This window comes from Burkholderia sp. PAMC 28687 (assembly GCF_001577465.1).
GTDB lineage: Bacteria > Pseudomonadota > Gammaproteobacteria > Burkholderiales > Burkholderiaceae > Caballeronia.
Genome location: NZ_CP014508.1, coordinates 241052 through 257064, shown reverse-complemented (window position 1 = coordinate 257064; position 16013 = coordinate 241052). Strand labels below are relative to the sequence as shown.

General features: G+C 58.0%; 15 protein-coding genes and 1 pseudogene. 10 read left to right on the top strand and 6 right to left on the bottom strand.

Annotated features, from left to right (window positions below):
• Nucleotides 1–153: 153 nt before the first annotated feature.
• Nucleotides 154–510: a hypothetical protein gene (locus tag AX768_RS30905; RefSeq protein WP_062004004.1), complete on the bottom strand. Its 357-nt coding sequence runs from the start codon at nt 508–510 to the stop codon at nt 154–156.
• A gap of 217 nt (nt 511–727) precedes the next feature.
• Entirely contained in the window at nt 728–1747 is a 1020-nt protein-coding gene (locus AX768_RS30900) for an NADP-dependent oxidoreductase (RefSeq protein ID WP_062004003.1), read from the bottom strand.
• A 189-nt stretch (nt 1748–1936) separates the two neighbouring features.
• Between AX768_RS30900 and AX768_RS30895 the strand changes: the two genes are divergently transcribed.
• Nucleotides 1937–2863, top strand: coding sequence for a LysR family transcriptional regulator (locus AX768_RS30895; protein ID WP_062004119.1), 927 nt, complete (start codon nt 1937–1939; stop codon nt 2861–2863).
• 608 nt (nt 2864–3471) lie between these two features.
• A complete protein-coding gene (locus AX768_RS30890) occupies nt 3472–3993 on the top strand; it encodes a hypothetical protein (protein WP_062004002.1) in 522 nt (173 codons plus the stop codon).
• A 158-nt stretch (nt 3994–4151) separates the two neighbouring features.
• Here AX768_RS30890 and AX768_RS30885 read toward each other — a convergent pair whose 3' ends face one another.
• Nucleotides 4152–4670, bottom strand: coding sequence for an energy transducer TonB family protein (locus AX768_RS30885; RefSeq protein WP_062004001.1), 519 nt, complete (start codon nt 4668–4670; stop codon nt 4152–4154).
• Between the two features lie 543 nt (nt 4671–5213).
• Nucleotides 5214–5636 (bottom strand): hypothetical protein, encoded by a 423-nt coding sequence (locus AX768_RS33145; protein ID WP_155524395.1) that lies wholly within the window; start codon nt 5634–5636, stop codon nt 5214–5216.
• Between the two features lie 17 nt (nt 5637–5653).
• Here AX768_RS33145 and AX768_RS30875 point away from each other — a divergent pair, with 17 nt between their 5' ends.
• Together AX768_RS30875 and AX768_RS30870 are read left to right on the top strand one after the other, a co-directional pair.
• Nucleotides 5654–6064 carry a response regulator gene (locus AX768_RS30875; protein WP_062003999.1) on the top strand — a complete coding sequence of 137 codons (411 nt, stop codon included), beginning with the start codon at nt 5654–5656 and terminating at the stop codon, nt 6062–6064.
• A 702-nt stretch (nt 6065–6766) separates the two neighbouring features.
• Nucleotides 6767–7024, top strand: a complete 258-nt coding sequence (locus AX768_RS30870; RefSeq protein WP_062003998.1) for a hypothetical protein — start codon at nt 6767–6769, stop codon at nt 7022–7024.
• Between the two features lie 432 nt (nt 7025–7456).
• Here the strand turns inward: AX768_RS30870 and AX768_RS32405 are convergent.
• Nucleotides 7457–8213 (bottom strand): annotated as a pseudogene (locus AX768_RS32405) (ISKra4-like element ISBusp5 family transposase); the annotation flags it as partial.
• Between the two features lie 237 nt (nt 8214–8450).
• Here AX768_RS32405 and AX768_RS30860 point away from each other — a divergent pair.
• Entirely contained in the window at nt 8451–9074 is a 624-nt protein-coding gene (locus AX768_RS30860; protein WP_062004117.1) for an MlaC/ttg2D family ABC transporter substrate-binding protein, read from the top strand.
• 465 nt (nt 9075–9539) lie between these two features.
• Here AX768_RS30860 and AX768_RS30855 read toward each other — a convergent pair whose 3' ends face one another.
• Nucleotides 9540–9758, bottom strand: coding sequence for a hypothetical protein (locus tag AX768_RS30855; RefSeq protein ID WP_062003996.1), 219 nt, complete (start codon nt 9756–9758; stop codon nt 9540–9542).
• Nucleotides 9759–9970: 212 nt separating this feature from the next.
• Here AX768_RS30855 and istA point away from each other — a divergent pair, with 212 nt between their 5' ends.
• From istA to AX768_RS30830, 5 genes are all read left to right on the top strand, one after another.
• Nucleotides 9971–11473: an IS21 family transposase gene (gene istA, locus AX768_RS30850; protein ID WP_062003994.1), complete on the top strand. Its 1503-nt coding sequence runs from the start codon at nt 9971–9973 to the stop codon at nt 11471–11473.
• The gene (gene istB / locus AX768_RS30845) at nt 11460–12227 is read left to right on the top strand and encodes an IS21-like element helper ATPase IstB (protein WP_062003992.1); all 768 of its coding nucleotides are present in this window, start codon (nt 11460–11462) and stop codon (nt 12225–12227) included. The genes istA and istB overlap by 14 nt, the downstream gene beginning before the upstream one ends.
• A complete protein-coding gene (locus AX768_RS30840; protein ID WP_062003989.1) occupies nt 12224–12442 on the top strand; it encodes a hypothetical protein in 219 nt (72 codons plus the stop codon). Before istB ends, AX768_RS30840 begins: the two co-directional genes overlap by 4 nt.
• A gap of 1055 nt (nt 12443–13497) precedes the next feature.
• On the top strand, nt 13498–14439 hold the full coding sequence (locus AX768_RS30835) for an alpha/beta fold hydrolase (protein WP_062003987.1): 942 nt from the start codon (nt 13498–13500) through the stop codon (nt 14437–14439).
• 487 nt (nt 14440–14926) lie between these two features.
• On the top strand, nt 14927–15994 hold the full coding sequence (locus AX768_RS30830) for an IS30 family transposase (protein ID WP_082779188.1): 1068 nt from the start codon (nt 14927–14929) through the stop codon (nt 15992–15994).
• Nucleotides 15995–16013: the final 19 nt, after the last annotated feature.

Here is a 16013-nt window from a genome sequence, read left to right as displayed (position 1 = left end):
TCGTGGCCGCCTTCGGTTACTTCTCCGATACGAAGATAAGTTTTCCTGTAGTAGCTTGCTTGGAACCGGTTGGTCACCGGCTTTAAGCATAGACTTCAGGCCGCCTCCGACTCGCACCTCCGCCATACGACTGGTATGACGGAATGGCGCGGCTCAAGTTTCTTCGTATATCTGGGTCGTCTCCTCAATTCGGACGAAGCGCCCGTCGGAGCCAAGCTCCGCGAAAACGAACACTTCAAGCAGGGTTCGGGTTCCGTTCCGTTGCACCAAATCGACGATGTGCCGTTCTGCATAGCGGTTGCCGTCGGTGAGTTCGTCCAGAACGGTGACCGTGGCGTGCTCGACCATCCTTCTGAGGTCAACGATACGCGCGAGGACCCTGGCACGGTCCTCCCAGCTTCCGTTTGTGCGTTGGCGGAAGGCAGGGTCGAAGTGCCGGTCGACCGCCTCCTCTGCCGTCAATTGCTGGTTGTTTAGCAGGTCCTCAACGGCGTCCTTGATTGTTGTCATTGAGCGTCTCGTAGTGTCATGAGCGACTCGGTACCGTCGATTGGGTCGATGGTACCGGCGAGTATCCGCAGCTTCATCCTGCCAACCATTGGCGCTGACGAAGCACATGCCGCTTGGGCTCACAGGGCATTCGCAGCTGCGATGCCCGCCTGGTAAAGGTGGTGAAGCTGAGGGTCGTTTGGCACGGTGGCGTCTCCGATCAGAACCCGGCTTTTTCTTATGCGACCGCGAGGACGATCTTTCCCTGGATGTGCCCGCGGGCGGCTCGCTCGTGCGACTGGCAAGCTTCGGCAAGCGGAAATGTACTATCGATCGCAACGCGGATAGTGCCGTCATGAAGCAGGCGCCCCAGTTCCTTTAGTTGCGCGCCACTCGAGCGGACCTGCACGGTCGAGACTTTGATGCCGAGCTTCCCGGCCTCTTCGGCGACACAAAAGCCTAGGGGGAAGATCGGAAACAGAGCGCCGCCACGCTTGAGCGTGTGCAGGAAACGACCGGTGGTCGGACCGCCGACCGCGTCGATGACGAGATCGACGTCACGGACGACATCCTCGGGAGCAGTCTTTGTGTAGTCGATGAATTCGTCGGCGCCGAGGTCGCGCAAGAACGCCTCGTGCTTGCCAGATCCCACTGCGATCACTCGCGCGCCCTTCCACTTGGCAAGTTGCACCGCGAAATGCCCCACGCCTCCGGCGGCGCCGTTGACCAGGACCGTCTTGCCTCCAAGCGGCACCGGCTCATGCGTGTTCGGCTGAAGCGGGTTCGGTTCATCGTGTCCCAACTCGATCATGAACTGCCACGCGGTGAGCAATGACATCGGTGCTCCGGCTGCATGCACGTGATCGATGCCGCCCGGTTTGAGTGCAATTTCTGACACCGGCGCGCTGACGTACTCGGCATAGGCTTTACTGGTCCCCGCAAGGCCGCTGGGAAAGCGAACCATCGAGTAAACCTCATCGCCAACGGAGAAGTCCGTGACATCAGGGGCGACCGCCTCGACGACGCCCGACACGTCCGTCCCGATAATGATAGGAAAGGACACCTGCGGCTGCCACTCTGGCGGCAGCATCTTGTATCCATCACGCAGGTACCAGTCTGGGGGATTGAGGCCGACCGCGTGTACGCGAACGAGCACTTCGCCCACACTGAGCTCGGGCTTTGGTGCGTCCTCGTAGCACAGCACCTCGGGGCCACCGAACTCGTGCTGGCGAACTGCCTTCATCATGTCTGTCGTCATCGCCTTTTTCCCCTATGTTAGCGGCGCCGCCACGGCCCACGGCGGAGTTGCCGTTCAATATTGGCGCCTGATGGAATGGACCCATCGGCCGTCGGCAGTTGCGCTTGGGGCGCCAACCTGCCCGACAATTTGAATATACCCGGGCCCGATTACGTTGATAATGAGAGCTCGATTCGCTTCAGTAGTGCCATGATGGAACAAATAGGTTTAGAACGTCTTACCGGCTTGATTGCGTTCGCAAGAGCTGGATCGATGGGCAGCTACACTGCCGCTGCTCGTTCGCTCTCGGTTTCGCCCTCGGCTGTCAGCAAGAGCGTTCAGCGGCTGGAGCAACGGCTGGGGATAACGCTTTTCACCCGGACCACCCGCTCTTTGACGCTGACGCCAGAGGGCCGCGACTTGCACGAGCGCGCTCTTAAACTGCTGCGTGACGCGGAAGAGATCGAGCAGGTGGCGATCACAGCGCGCTCGGAGCCATCAGGTGCCTTGCGGATCGCCGCGCCGCTACCTATCGGCATCCACGTGATCGCCCCGGCGCTGCCTGCGTTTCGCAGCCGTTACCCCAAGGTGACGATCGACCTACGACTTAACGATCAGATCGTCGATATCATTCAAGAGGGGATTGATGTCGCGGTGAGAATCGGCGATCTGCCAGACTCGCGGCTCTTATCCCGGCGCCTTGGGCCGCTCCGGCTTTGTGCCTATGCGTCGCCGGGCTATTTGGCTGCGCGCGGTACACCTGAGCACCCGGACAAGTTGGAGGGGCATGACACCGTCAACCTCCGTTATCAGAGCACCGGACAAGTCTTCCGATGGCCCTTTCGGATTGGCGATCGGGTGGTGGAGATCGTGCCACCCTCCACTATCGTCGTCGACGTCAGCGATGCGGTGGTCGCAGCGCTTGCAGCGGGCGGCGGTATCGGCATCAGCGCGACATTTATTGCAGCGGCCTATGTGGCACGCGGCGAACTAGTCCCGATCCTGTCCGACTTTGCCGTTGAGCAGCACAATATTACGGCGATCTGGCCGGGAAGTCGCCGGGCCAACCCGGCTGTCCGGGCGTTCCTAACGCTGCTGCACGAGATTTTCGAGGAACGGGTTACAGTCGGGTCCTAGAGACTTGCCTTGGCACGGCGCGCGGTCGCGGGTGCTGGAAAGAAGTCTAGGTGCTGAAAGTCGGCGGGGACGCATGTAGTGCGCTTTACGTCGCCGAGGACAAGAGCAATCGCGATTCTGGAAGGCCATCCGAATCTCCAAAGCCACCGACTCGAACGTCGCTTTTCGGTAAATGCGCGCCTTGCTCAGCTACGTTGCTGATTAGCTCATTTACATTTTTGTCTATCTGCGCTAGTGCCTTTTTGTCGTGTTCATGACCTAACGCTCGATGCGTTGATTGTTGACGATCTTGCCACTAACGTCGATGGTCTCTTGCTGGCGGGTTTCCGCCTGATTCCGATCAGCCGCACACGACCGAGTCGCCGTTCATCACAACAGGCAATCGTGACCTTCAATGTTTTGTTATCTTGCGTTATCGGCCTTAAACTGATGGATCCGACCCAGGCGCTTTAACAATATGCGTTTATCAACCGTGGTGTCTCGATGCCGATGATCGCGCTGATCAGGTGTTATGGCGGTAAACCCGAAATCATGAAGCCTCCGTCATCACACCGCTTCGGATCGTCGTCCTCTGGCAAACATGGCAAAGACTGATCTAGGGAGATAGCATGGATCGCAGAACTAGTCTGGATAATGCTAGAAAGGAATGGATATCAACTTTAGAAACCGCTCTTCAGGAGATAGCGATCTGGAAGTCTATGCTTGACGCTAACCTGGTAGTGTTGCGTTCAGAGCCTGATCCCTTGAGTTTTTCTGGCGGTCCCAATATCGAAGACTATGATGATACGGATGCGCAGCAAGTGGCTTGTTCGGCAGCCGGGAATGCAGTGGCAGCCTCCCGCGAAAAATTCTTCTCGATTACCCGTACGTATAAAGGCTCTTTGCCCGATTCTGCTATTGCCGACATCGGTCCGTCCCCCTCCGTCACAATAATAGAGATTTACCGAAGTTCCAATGGAGATCGGTGGGATTTGCAGACGTTTGCACTAGGCGCTGCAGTTAAAGTTCGCCACATCCCCAATGCAGCGTCTGGCGGCGAACCACGCATTGTTGACCTGGCTGACTTCCTAGAGGACGGCTCGACGAGCCCTCAAGTCGACGCCCTACGCGAATTGCTTAAAAAGTTGTAAAACGTGAAACCACAGCAAGTCCGCCGGGCCGATAGCTTTAGAAGGATCACTTTGAGGCCCGTCTTGGAGCTCACCCTGACAGCGTCCCTATCGTGCCGACATTGCCGGTGAAATAAATCACAGATCCCGCGCGGTAGGATAGAACGTCGGTGACCGCTTCAGGGTATGGTCTTCGCTTGCGGTGAAGCAAACTCGTGAAGCTGGAATTTGCCGTTGTTATTGAATAGCCAATCTTCCATCAGTTCTAGATGGCCGCGCGCGTCCAGGAGGTCTGTCGGCGGTTGTGGCAAGGGCGATGCGCGGTGCAAGGCAGCAAGGGCAACTCGCTCGGCGCCTGGATCACCGTTCGTCCGATAGACCGCAGACGACGAGATCATTCCTTCGCTGTCCACAGTGAATGTAACCACCACCACGGAGCGCAGCATCGCCTGTGGCGTCCCGTGCAGCACGAGTGACGGATTGCGCTCAAGGATGCGTCGGGCCACGCGAATGCGATATTGCTCAAGCGCGGCGATATCCTGCCGTTTCGTTGGTGCAGCAATTGACTGACTGACCACGGGTTGGCTAGTCGCCGCAATTGATTCAGACGGTGGCGTGATGGTACAGCCCGGCACGGCGAACAGCAGCAGCGCTATAACGCTGACAGCTGAGGTGAACGCCGCACGTTGCTGTCGCATGAAGGGTGAGGAGTATCGGACCATTTGAGATGCGCAATAACCCATGTGACTGAAGCTCCATCATATCCAGATGACGCGGCAACCTGGAGTGCCCAGCAGAGTAAGCCCGACTGAAACGGCAACTACAGGCTCGTGCAAGTCAAAAAATTCCAAATCGCGCGGCGAAATCCTGCGAACCGCTGCGATCTTCAGTGCGTATGGAAATAGCGCCTTGGCGTCTCCGGTACGGGTCCCTACGATACCGACTTGAGCCCGTCGATTGTCGACGGTCCTGAATCAAGTGTCGAATGCCTCAAACTAGCCGGTTGCTGCCTCTTGTAGTTTTGTAGGGGGGGATGAACGCACCGAGGATCGCCACCAAAGCCCTACCGATGCACTGCGGTCGATCATTGTAATCGGTAATCTACATCGACGAATGGTACTGCCGAGGGCAGCAAACTGTTGTCGACGAAATGTGACGTTTGCTTGGAAGCGACCTTTCCAGACCACTCGAAGCCCACATCGCTGAGCAACGGCGTCGTAGGTGTGCAGTTCACGGCTGGCTTAAATCGAACCCAATACATTGCCTTCCATCCATCGCGGATACTCGCTCGCATTCCCAACCTTTCCGTTCTCGCGATGATTATGTCCGCGATGCGCTTCATCCGTTAATGTGGCGACAACACGATGTTGGGGTCCAGCGTCTGCTGGAAATTGCCAGTCGATCCGCTTAGTTGTCGGCACAAATATTTCTGAAGATGCCTGGCTTATAGCCGAAAAACAGGACTGGATAGAAGCAAAATAAGTCGTACCGGTTGAAAGATCTGCTTCGTAGGTTGTGCACATTTCTACATTCTTTCGAGCGAGTATATCGGGTGGGCCGGCCGCCCCACTGTCACAGAAAGCCCGCGTGACAACCAAGACATCACGGCCGCGTCCTGGCATCTCCTTGCGCCAGTGCTTCAAACGCGCAGATCCTGCCCACATCGTTTATTCCAGGAAAAATGATGCAGATCCTTATTTTGGACGATGACCGTGACCTCGCCGTCAGCCTCGCCGCTCTCGTCGAAAAAATCGGGCATTCGGCGACCGTCGCGCACGACTGTGTCACCGCGCGAGCGCTTGCCTATTCTCAACCCTTCGATTTCATCCTCGCCGACGTGGAGTTGCCAGATGGGGATGGCAGAATTGCGTGCGAGGGACTGCGAAGCGAGGGCGCTTCGCAGGATGCCTATATGGTAGCGATGACCGGTCGCGTTGACCTTGAAGCCAACGACTTTGCGGTATTCGACGGCTATATTCATAAACCGATAACTTTCGAGGCACTCGAGCGGGTTCTTGAAGAGTGGAGGGCAGCAGCAGGGTTAACTACAAGCGCGCCTGATTCAGGAGCCGCTTTAACGAAGCCTATCTAGAGGCAAGAAGAGCCATCTCCGATCCGACCATCTTCGAATCGTCGACACAGATGCGTGATTCTCCAGGCCGACCACTCTTCCGATGTTCGTGAAGTAGGCCGATTAGAACCGGAACCCGATCGTCTCGGATATTCCGCCGTTTAGTAGCGGGGCGGATAGTGTTGCTCTTGTTCGGCCGCTTCCTCTGGTTCAGGTACGCCCGATGTGACTATCGCTGCAAACGATGATGGTCGATTGGAGGCGTCCTGACGGTCTGGGCGTTACGGATGCATACGAACGGAATAACCATTTGGATTGCAAGTCCTTAAACAATGGGAATTACAGTTAAATCCTGCCGCCAGGGCGGGCACTAGGAACAACAGTCGAAATATTCGGCGGAACGACACACGAACCCGAAACATTTGTCAATTCAGAACCCGCGGCCTATAACAGAAGCAGAAGTGGTGAAAACCTGCATCGCGTTTGCCACGCACCGCCCGCGGTTTTTGGCGGCCGTTAGCTGGCCAGATAGTACGGCAAGCGATTCATCAGATGTTACCTGCCCCGTCGTGCGGGCATAGCTGCACCACGGTCGGTGCGGCACACGCTTCTTTGGAGCGCCGCCGGTCGGAACGTACGCGGTAGGCGGGAGCAACCCTTTCGAACTCATCACGTGCCGAGGAAAGGACTCAGGCCAGCAAACATCATGCAGGGAGTATAGAAATGAAATCAGCTTTTGTTGTGACCGCGGTCGGCGCCTTCTTGTTTGCATCGGCGAGCATTACGAACGCACAGGATGCGCAGCAGCGTGCACAGCCGTTTGCGCGGTCGGCGATGCAAGATGACGCGAACGCTTCTGCTCAATCCAGCACCGACATGTCCTATGGCGGGGTCGTGGCAACGCGACGCGAAGCCGGAGGGCCACTACGCCCGACCACGTGGGCTTACGCTCGTCAACGCGACCTCTTTTCTAAACACTGAGACATCGGTCGTGTCCGAGCCGAGGTGGTGAAGCAGGTCACGCTGCAGTAATGCATGGTAGACATCAAACGGTAATGACCTGCTCATTCAAGCCCTCATAGAACCATTGACGAGCCGAACTATCCGGGTTGGTCTTCCGAGACGCACCGACGACGCGGCTCACGGGAACTATGAAACCGCCGCAGCCATGCATGACAGCGCCGAGAAAACCAGGTCCTTCCGCAGAGCGCGCCAATGACCTTGTACCAGTGCGCTCGGCGAGAGGTAGTCAAAGATAGGCCTGGTGAACTGCCAAAGGACGTCGGAGGGTACTGTCACGTTACCTGATGTCGCGCGAGCGAAGCCAATAACGGAAGGAATCCTGTGTTATGCAGCAAGGCGATCTGGCATTGAGTGTCCGGTCACAGCTTCCCACACCTCGAAGGCTTGCATTCGTTCACCGACGTGGCCCACAGCAGCAACGACGACCGCGATCGGCGATGACCGGTTCCCGGCTTCCGGCTTCCGGCTTCCGGCTTCCGCGCGATTTTCCTTGGCCGAACCTTTGCGATTGCAACGTGCGCGACGGACATAGGCGACGTGAATGCCGAGCTCCGTGATCGGTTTTTCCGTCTCGCACCACCGACGCACCGGTCGTGCGTGCTGTATCGATGTCCCGATGACCACGGCGTGGTTGCGGATGGTTACATGATTGTCGCGACCTGCGGTGGGTAGCAGAAGGTCCATCACGACCTAGGCTTGCCGATAGGGCATCGTGGCGCCAAGCTCCGCGTGCAGCCATTGCAGTTCACCGGTGCTTGCCTCCGTCAGGTAGTTCTTGAGCGGACAAACATATCTCGATCCTTCAGCACCACAATTGCATGCCTTCCATCGTTCGTGGCAATAAAAAGCCCTTCCCAGCGGGGTCTTCAGCTCCGAGCAATGACTATCGTGCAGGCGCCGTTGTCGGCCGCAGCCCACACGAGATCTACGCGACGCACAAAAACGTTCGATCTGCCCGACCAAGAACTCCTGCTGCACACAATTGAGCAATGACTTGCCTTCGGCGAGTGACAGTCCGACTGTCTCCGGGTGTCTTATCTTCTACGGTCCTGTGAAACCGCATGACCTCAACCTTCTTCCCCACACTCCCATCGCCATTATCGAACTCAAGAGCGATCGTGCATCGCGTGGCGGCACCTAGGCTCATAGTTAAGGCGACGATACCCTTTCGTGCGCCCGTCTCCCAGCCTTTTAACGGCTTCCCTCAACAACAACGGCACGCGCGCCGAACATCAGCAGCCGGCGCAGATAAGGATCTCGTGAAGAGCCAGCGCGGGCGCCGTCGAGGTCAGGATCTGCAAAAAGATGCTACGGTTCGGGGCGGGCCTCGCGACCGATGCGATCGGCCGGTTCCCGCTTTCCTCAACTTTCGGCTGACGCGATGATCAAGAAACTGCTCGGACTTTCCCTCTTTGCCTTGCTCGTGACCTTGAGCGGCGCTGCGCGCGCACAGTCGGACGACATGAGCACGCCCGATGGCATGATGAAAGCGGTTACTCAGCAGGTGCTCGGCGAGATCAAGACCGACAAGGCGATTCAAGCGGGCAATCTCGACGGCATCACCCGACTCGTCAACGAGAAGATCCTCCCGTACACCGATTTCACCCGCACGACGCGATTCGTCATGGGCCGCAACTGGGCGAGCGCGACGCCTGAGCAACAGAAGCAAATCGTCGAACAGTTCAAGCTATTGCTGATCCGCACGTACGCGGGCGCGCTTTCGCAGGTGCACGACCAGCAGGTCGTCTACCAGCCGTTTCGCGCCGCGCCCACCGATACCGACGTGGTGGTGCGCTCCGCCATTATGAACAACGGGTCGCCGCTCGAACTTGACTACCGGCTCTACAAGACGCCGCAGGGCTGGCGCGTCTACGACATCAACGTGCTCGGCGCATGGCTAATCCAGGTCTATCAGCAGCAGTTCTCCGATCAGATCGCGCAGCATGGCGTCGACGGGTTGCTCACGTTTCTCACGCAGCGCAACCAACACATCGGGACCGGACAATGATTCATTGAGACGCTTGCCGATCATCAGCGATACCCCTTTCTCGACGCTTTACCGACGACGCCGTCGCGGCGGTGATTCTGGTGTGAACGGCGGTCGGAAAGCGACACCAGATGGCGGCGTCAATCAGAAACGCTAAATTACTTGTTCTTCAGAGCGGGTTTTCGGCGGCTGGCGCAGGTGCCGATGGGCGGGTATCGGGTGCGTCGGAAGGAGCCCGAAGGGCGAGTGTAGACGCGCCCGGTGCGGTTCACTTCTGAATGGGGTGACGCAGGAGTCGGTATGCGGTAGAAGAAGGTTTTACCTACCGCCGAACAAACAGGTCCGACACCGGCCCAAACTGCCAGGTTCATTCCGGTGTCGAACCCAACACGCGTACGACGGGGCACGAGTGCGCGCCAAGTATTGCACGCCTCGTTAGCCCTGTCGATACTGCATCGGCATTGACGGGGATTCTCGATGCCGGCGTCAGGCCGACTGTTCGTGTGTGTGCGCTGTCGGGCGCAGGTCATTGTTTGCCGCCGTTGCGACCGCGGCCAAATCTATTGCAATAGCGACTGCGCCGAGCTTTCGCGCCATTCCAGCATGCGCGAGGCCGGCCGGCGCTACCAGCGCAGCCGCCATGGCCGCTTTGCACACGCCGAACGGATGCGCCGCTATCGCAGCCGCCGGAATAAAGTGACGCATCACGGTTCCGTCATGCCTGCCGCCGATGCTCTACTGGCACCGACTTCGACGACGTCGGCGGCCACAGCACCGGTACCCATAACCACCCCACCTGTGCTTGAGCATTGCCACTTCTGCCAATGCGTCTGTTCGGGCTTCGTACGCCTCGGGCCACTTCGCCGTCGGGTCTTCCATGATGTTTGCATTCCTACGCATTACACAGGACATGACCCATGACCATTGGAACCGAACTTGAAGCACAAATCCTTCGCTACTACCATGTTGAGAAGTGGCGCTGTGGCACCATCGCGCGCCAGTTGCACGTGCACCGAGGCACCGTCCAGCGCGTGCTAGCTCAGGCCGGACTGCCGCGAATTGGCACCGTTCAGCGGCCCTCGCAGATCGACGCATATCTCCCATTCATCCTCGAAACGCTCAAGAAGTTTCCGTCGCTCACGGCCAGCCGCCTGTATGCCATGGTCTATGAGCGCGGCTACCGCGGCGGTCAGCACCACTTCAGACACTTGGTTTCGCTTCATCGTCCGCGCCCGGTGGCCGAGGCGTACCTTCGGCTACGCACCTTACCTGGAGAGCAAGCTCAATGCGACTGGGGGAGCTTCGGCCATCTGCAAATCGGACGTGCGCGTCGACCCCTGATGGCCTTCGTGATGGTGCTGTCGTGGTCGCGACAGATCTATCTGCACTTCTTCCTCGATGCGCGGATGGACAGCTTCCTGGCCGGTCACGCCGGTGCCTTCGCGGCATGGTCCGGCGTCTCAAGGGTCATCCTGTACGACAACCTTAAAAGTGCAGTGCTCGAACGCCAGGGCGACGCGATCCGCTTCAACCCAACGCTGCTCGCGTTCGCCGCACATCATCGCTATGAACCGCGGCCCGTGGCCGTAGCCAGAGGCAACGAGAAGGGGCGCGTCGAGAGGGCAATCCGGTTTGTACGCGAGAACTTCTTTGCCGCGCGCAAATTCGTTGACCTCGACGACCTCAATGCCCAGGCCGCACTCTGGTGCGCCGGACCTGCGGCCGATCGACCGTGCCGGGAAGAGCCCGCCATCACCGTGCGTGAGGCCTTCGCCCGCGAACAGCCCAGTCTGTTGGCCCTGCCGGAGAATCCGTACCCCTGCGAACTGCAACTTGCTGTGCAGGTCAACAAGACGCCGTATGTTCGCTTCGATTTGAACGACTACACAATCCCGCATACGCACGTGCGGCGAGCGCTTACGGTACGGGCCAATCCGCGGCAGGTCCGCATTCTCGACGGCGCCGATCTGCTCGCCACCCATGAGCGCAGTTACGATCGCGGTGCACAGATCGAGATTGCAGCGCACATCGACGGCCTCGTCGAGCGCAAACGCGAAGCGCGTCACCATCGTGGCCTGGACCATCTGAGCCGGGCCGCGCCGGCCAGTCAGGCCCTGATGCTGCGTGCCGCTGAACGCGGCGGTAATCTAGGGAACATCACGTCTCATCTGCTGCGCCTGCTCGATCGCTATGGCGCCGCCGAACTGCAGGCTGCCATTGAGGAGACCCTCGCCAGTGGCGCAGCGCCTCATCCGAATCCGGTACGTCTGGCGCTGGAGCGCCGGCGCGCGGCGCGGCAAGCGCCTCCACCCGTCGCAGTCCCGTTGCCCGAACACGTACGCAAGAAGGACACGTTGGTAACGCCCCATCGGCTCGACATTTACGACCAGATCACGGGAGACTCTGATGAACACGCCTGATGTACTACAAACCCGCGCGCACGCCTTGCGCCTGTATGGACTCCTGGCGCATTGGCCCGACGTTGCGGGCGAACAGTGGGTCGCACCTCTGCTGCAGTGGGAAGAGGACGAGCGCGGTCGCCGCTCACTGGAGCGCCGTATCCGTGACGCGCATTTAGGCAGCTTCAAACCGCTGTGCGACTTTGATTGGGCATGGCCTAAGCGGTGCGATCGTGTCGCCGTCGAAGAGTTAATGTCGCTTGAGTTCATCAAAGACACCGCCAACGTCGTACTGATCGGCCCGAACGGCGTCGGTAAATCCACACTGGCGCTCAATCTCGCCTATCAGGCAATCGCAGGTGGCCACACAGCGTTGTTCACCACCGCCGGCCAGATGCTCGGTGAACTGGCCGCGCTCGATAGCGATTCTGCCCTGCGCCGCCGACTGAATCGCTATGCCTCGCCCGATGTGCTCGTGATCGACGAGGTTGGCTACCTCTCGTACTCAAACCGCCACGCCGATCTGCTGTTCGAACTCGTCAGCAGAAGGTACGGGGTCACCTCGACCGTGGTTACGACAAACAGACCATTTAAAGAATGGCATGAGGTGTTTCCGAATGCGGCTTGCGTCGTCTCTCTCGTTGACCGACTCGTGCATCGTGCGGAGGTCGTCGTGATCGAAGGCGAGTCCTATCGTGTGAAGGAGGCACGTGAACGCGCCGAGCAGCGCACGAAGAAACGTAGTGCGGCTAAGGCCGAGAAGAAGGCACCATGACGCGCCGTCAGCTGCCTTCCGCGGTCACCCGCGGGCTCGACTTCCTGATCCCAGACAACTGGTCCGCCGAGCAAGCGTTCGCCGTCGTCGAACTCATCGACGATCTACGCTGGCGGATCTGCGCGCACTACCAGCTCGCATTGCACGAGCTACAGCGCGAACAACGCGCGCCTCCCATGAACGCTCACCCGACCGGCGTCGACGACCCATTCTGAGCACGAGCTGGCAACAACCACGAGTCAGCGATAAGCGCCCCTGGGCGTTCTCGCTTTACTCAACCTAACGCCGCCGTTTAGTGTCGGATTTGCACCGCCGCTAACATCTGGTGCAAATCGAGTGCATCGCTTCTCCATGCACAGGCATATGGTCGACAATCCTGGACGCAACGTCGAATGACCTCTGACGCCGCTCGCCACGAACCTGATTGAAAACAGCGCCCAAGGCGCCTGATCGTCTACGCTCGCCCGACGACCAAAGCGCCCGTCTCAAGTGCACTGGCGTTCGAGAATTGCAAGGTCACCATTAAAGCAATTGAAGTCTAGGTAAGCAAGTGCCTTGTGGGACCCCTGAAGAATTCGTCCCCATCGGTGCCCATCGGATGCGGTCAGCTCCAGTTCAGGTTCGGCACTCCCGACAAAACTGTCGATCGTGCCACCGTTGACCCGCGTCGCTGCCACCCTGAATTCTTGTTCGCGATGGCGTGGAAACCCTGTTCTTTTTGCCGTGGAATTCGTGTTATTTTTGCCGTGGAATCCCCATTCACTTTGGCAAGGAATATTCACCCGGGGTGGATAAGCTTCACAGTGGGCTAGCATCAACATTCTTTTGGCCAACGTGTAACCGCATGTGCCTGCGAACCGAATTAGGTGAAGAAACTTGAAGGTTGGAAGGGGCTAAGCCTTCTATGAATGCAAGGTGCGGGTCGGCTACGCGCCCGCAATCGAAGGTGAACAACATACAGAGAAATACCTTTACAAGTTCTTCAACCCCGGGAGAGAGCAATGCCATTCGCGGGGGTAGGCAGGTCACGCATCGTACTTGCGTGAAAATGGAATCACTGAACCCACCACACCTGCAGCTTCGTCCCTTGCCCCGGATGCAGCCTGACTTACTCGTTCACACGAATGCGGAGGAAAAGTAAGCAGCAGTACGACGTCACCGGAACCGGGAGCATGCGTAAGGTCGAACAAAGGGGCGGTGGCAGTCCCATCAAGACGTTAAGCCGAAAACTGGACGCGACTGTTTTAATAAATTCAAAAGGAATATAACTTTGAAAATTCGAACTCTAATAGCCGTAGCCGCCGCGCTGATTGCGACCCATGTGGTGCACGCCGCTTCACTTCCGTCGATCTCTTCAACAACCTCCTATCACACTTTAACGGTCGATGGCATAGGCATCTTTTACCGGGAAGCTGGACCAAAGAATGCGCCTACATTGGTACTTCTGCACGGCTTTCCTTCCTCCTCGCGCGAGTTTGACGCACTCATTCCATTGCTTGCTACGCGTTATCACCTCCTGGCGCCGGATCTCCCGGGCTTCGGCCAAAGCGACGCTCCGCCGCCATTGTCGTACGCTTACACCTTCGACCATTTGGCACAGACGACCGATCATTTCCTCGAGCAACTGGGAATCGACAAATACAGCCTTTATCTGCACGACTACGGCGGACCAGTAGGCTTTCGGGTCATGACAGCCCACCCAGAGCGGGTCCAGACACTCGTCGTTCAGAATGCCAACGCTTACCGAGACGGACTCGGGACCAAATGGACCGATATCGCTCAATATTGGGCGAATCCTAAAGGGCACCCTGAGATACTAGATGCATTTATGTCGTTGCCGGCTACTGAACAGCGACACACCGCCGGCAGTTCTCATCCAGACCGATACGATCCGGATGCCTGGACTGACGAGTACGCGCACCTGTCAAAACCTGGCCAACGCGCAATTCAGGGTTCACTCCTATACGACTATCAAACGAACGTCGCTTCCTACCCCGCGTGGCAAGCGTGGTTACGCGAGTTCAAACCACCCACCCTGGTGGTGTGGGGTAAAAATGATCCTTCGTTCCTTGCTTCTGGGGCGGAAGCGTTCAAACGTGATCTGCCCGATGCTGAAGTTCATCTCTTGAACGCCGGCCATTTCGCCTTCGACGAGAAAGTCGATGAGATTGCCGCAATTATGCTGGTCTTTCTAAACAAGCATCTCGACTAGGCCGCCTCCTAGCGGCCTTGTCGAATACTTGCCGCTGAGGTGGTTCCAGTTCGCAGCCTGACCGGACCTGCCATTCAAGTGTCGGTCTAGACACAAACAAATTGATCTCACTTGATGATTAGATGATTGCCTTCCAGCGCGACAAGACAGTATCGAAGCGCTGCCTCCACCGTACGAGTTAACCGCCCTATGCCGGTTCAGTAAAAGGATTAATTTATACAACGCGTACATTGTTTTAGAACGTATGTCGAATACCAGCGACAACTCCGATTTGCTTGTAGGATTGCTACCGCTCGGTCCGCCCCCGGCGTCAAAGCTCTTCCCCGTAAAGTGCACATTTCGAATGTTTAAACTAAAATTGATTTCATAGGGACACGACGCGGTCGTTACAGCGCTTCGGTGGAACCATAAAGTGGACCCGTCCGTCAAGACATGGCGGAATCAATTTTGAAGTGCAACACCCTACGTCCTGTAAGGTGCTGCACAAATGGGAACCCACTACTCGCACTTGACCGAGGCTGATCGCATGTCGATCCATGCCTTACTACAAGCCAAACTCAGTTGCCGGGCGATTGCCCGGCAACTGAGTTTGAATCACTCGTCTATCAGCAGGGAGATTAGTCGCGGCAAGCTCCATGCGACTGCCCAGGCCACTGGCTACCAAGCCGGGGCGGCCCATCTGCGCTGCCGCGCCCGGCGTGCTGGCGCCGGTGCCGCTCGACGTAAGCTGGGTGCCGACATGCAGACACCGCTCTGGCGCATGGTGCTCAGCGGGCTGCGTTGTCACTGGTCTCCCGAGCAGATCGCAGGCAAACTACGGGACATGAACCACGCTGCGTCCCCGGCTGAGCGAGCCTTGCCCGACCGGCCGCTCACGGTCTCACATGAGACGATCTACTGCGCCATCTACGCTATGCCTCGGGGCACCCTGCGAGCGGAGTTGATTGAGCTGCTGCGTAAGAGTCACAAGGCGCGCCTGCCTCGCGCTCGTGGCAGCGTGCGCAAGGGCCGTCTGCCCAACATGACCTCCATCGACCTGCGCCCGCCGGAGGTGGCCGCACGCATCGTCCCGGGTCATTGGGAAGGCGATCTCATCAAGGGGGCTATGAACCGCTCTTCGGTCGGTACCCTGGTCGAGCGAACAAGCCGTTATGTCATGCTGGTCAAGCTTGACGGAGGCACCGCCCCAGACGTCCTCGAAGGCTTTCATCGCCGACTCAAAAGCATTCCTGAGAGTTTGCGAAAAACCATGACCTATGACCAGGGCTCAGAGATGGCAATGCATGAAACCCTGAGCAAGCGCCTGCATATGAACATCTTCTTTTGCGATGCTCACAGCCCTTGGCAGCGCGGTTCCAACGAAAATGCCAACGGCCTGATCCGCGAATTCCTACCCAAAGGTATGGACTTGAGCGACGTCTCGCATCAGGAACTCACTGCCATTGAGCATGCCCTGAACCACCGCCCTCGCAAAATCCTCGGCTTCCAGTCTCCCCACGAAGTCTTCTCTCAACTCAAGCAAGATCTCATTGCTGGTGTTGCACTTCACGCTTGAAACCGCCCATCTTTTGTTT

Coding starts and splice junctions, on each gene's coding strand:
- istB (WP_062003992.1), top strand. CDS start 11,460: ATGAACACGCCTGATGTACTACAAACCCGCGCGCACGCCTTGCGCCTG.
- AX768_RS30855 (WP_062003996.1), bottom strand. CDS start 9,758: ATGCGTCACTTTATTCCGGCGGCTGCGATAGCGGCGCATCCGTTCGGC.
- AX768_RS30870 (WP_062003998.1), top strand. CDS start 6,767: ATGAAATCAGCTTTTGTTGTGACCGCGGTCGGCGCCTTCTTGTTTGCA.
- AX768_RS30885 (WP_062004001.1), bottom strand. CDS start 4,670: ATGCGACAGCAACGTGCGGCGTTCACCTCAGCTGTCAGCGTTATAGCG.
- AX768_RS30900 (WP_062004003.1), bottom strand. CDS start 1,747: ATGACGACAGACATGATGAAGGCAGTTCGCCAGCACGAGTTCGGTGGC.
- AX768_RS33145 (WP_155524395.1), bottom strand. CDS start 5,636: ATGTGGGCAGGATCTGCGCGTTTGAAGCACTGGCGCAAGGAGATGCCA.
- istA (WP_062003994.1), top strand. CDS start 9,971: ATGACCATTGGAACCGAACTTGAAGCACAAATCCTTCGCTACTACCAT.
- AX768_RS30830 (WP_082779188.1), top strand. CDS start 14,927: ATGGGAACCCACTACTCGCACTTGACCGAGGCTGATCGCATGTCGATC.
- AX768_RS30895 (WP_062004119.1), top strand. CDS start 1,937: ATGATGGAACAAATAGGTTTAGAACGTCTTACCGGCTTGATTGCGTTC.
- AX768_RS30875 (WP_062003999.1), top strand. CDS start 5,654: ATGATGCAGATCCTTATTTTGGACGATGACCGTGACCTCGCCGTCAGC.
- AX768_RS30840 (WP_062003989.1), top strand. CDS start 12,224: ATGACGCGCCGTCAGCTGCCTTCCGCGGTCACCCGCGGGCTCGACTTC.
- AX768_RS30905 (WP_062004004.1), bottom strand. CDS start 510: ATGACAACAATCAAGGACGCCGTTGAGGACCTGCTAAACAACCAGCAA.
- AX768_RS30890 (WP_062004002.1), top strand. CDS start 3,472: ATGGATCGCAGAACTAGTCTGGATAATGCTAGAAAGGAATGGATATCA.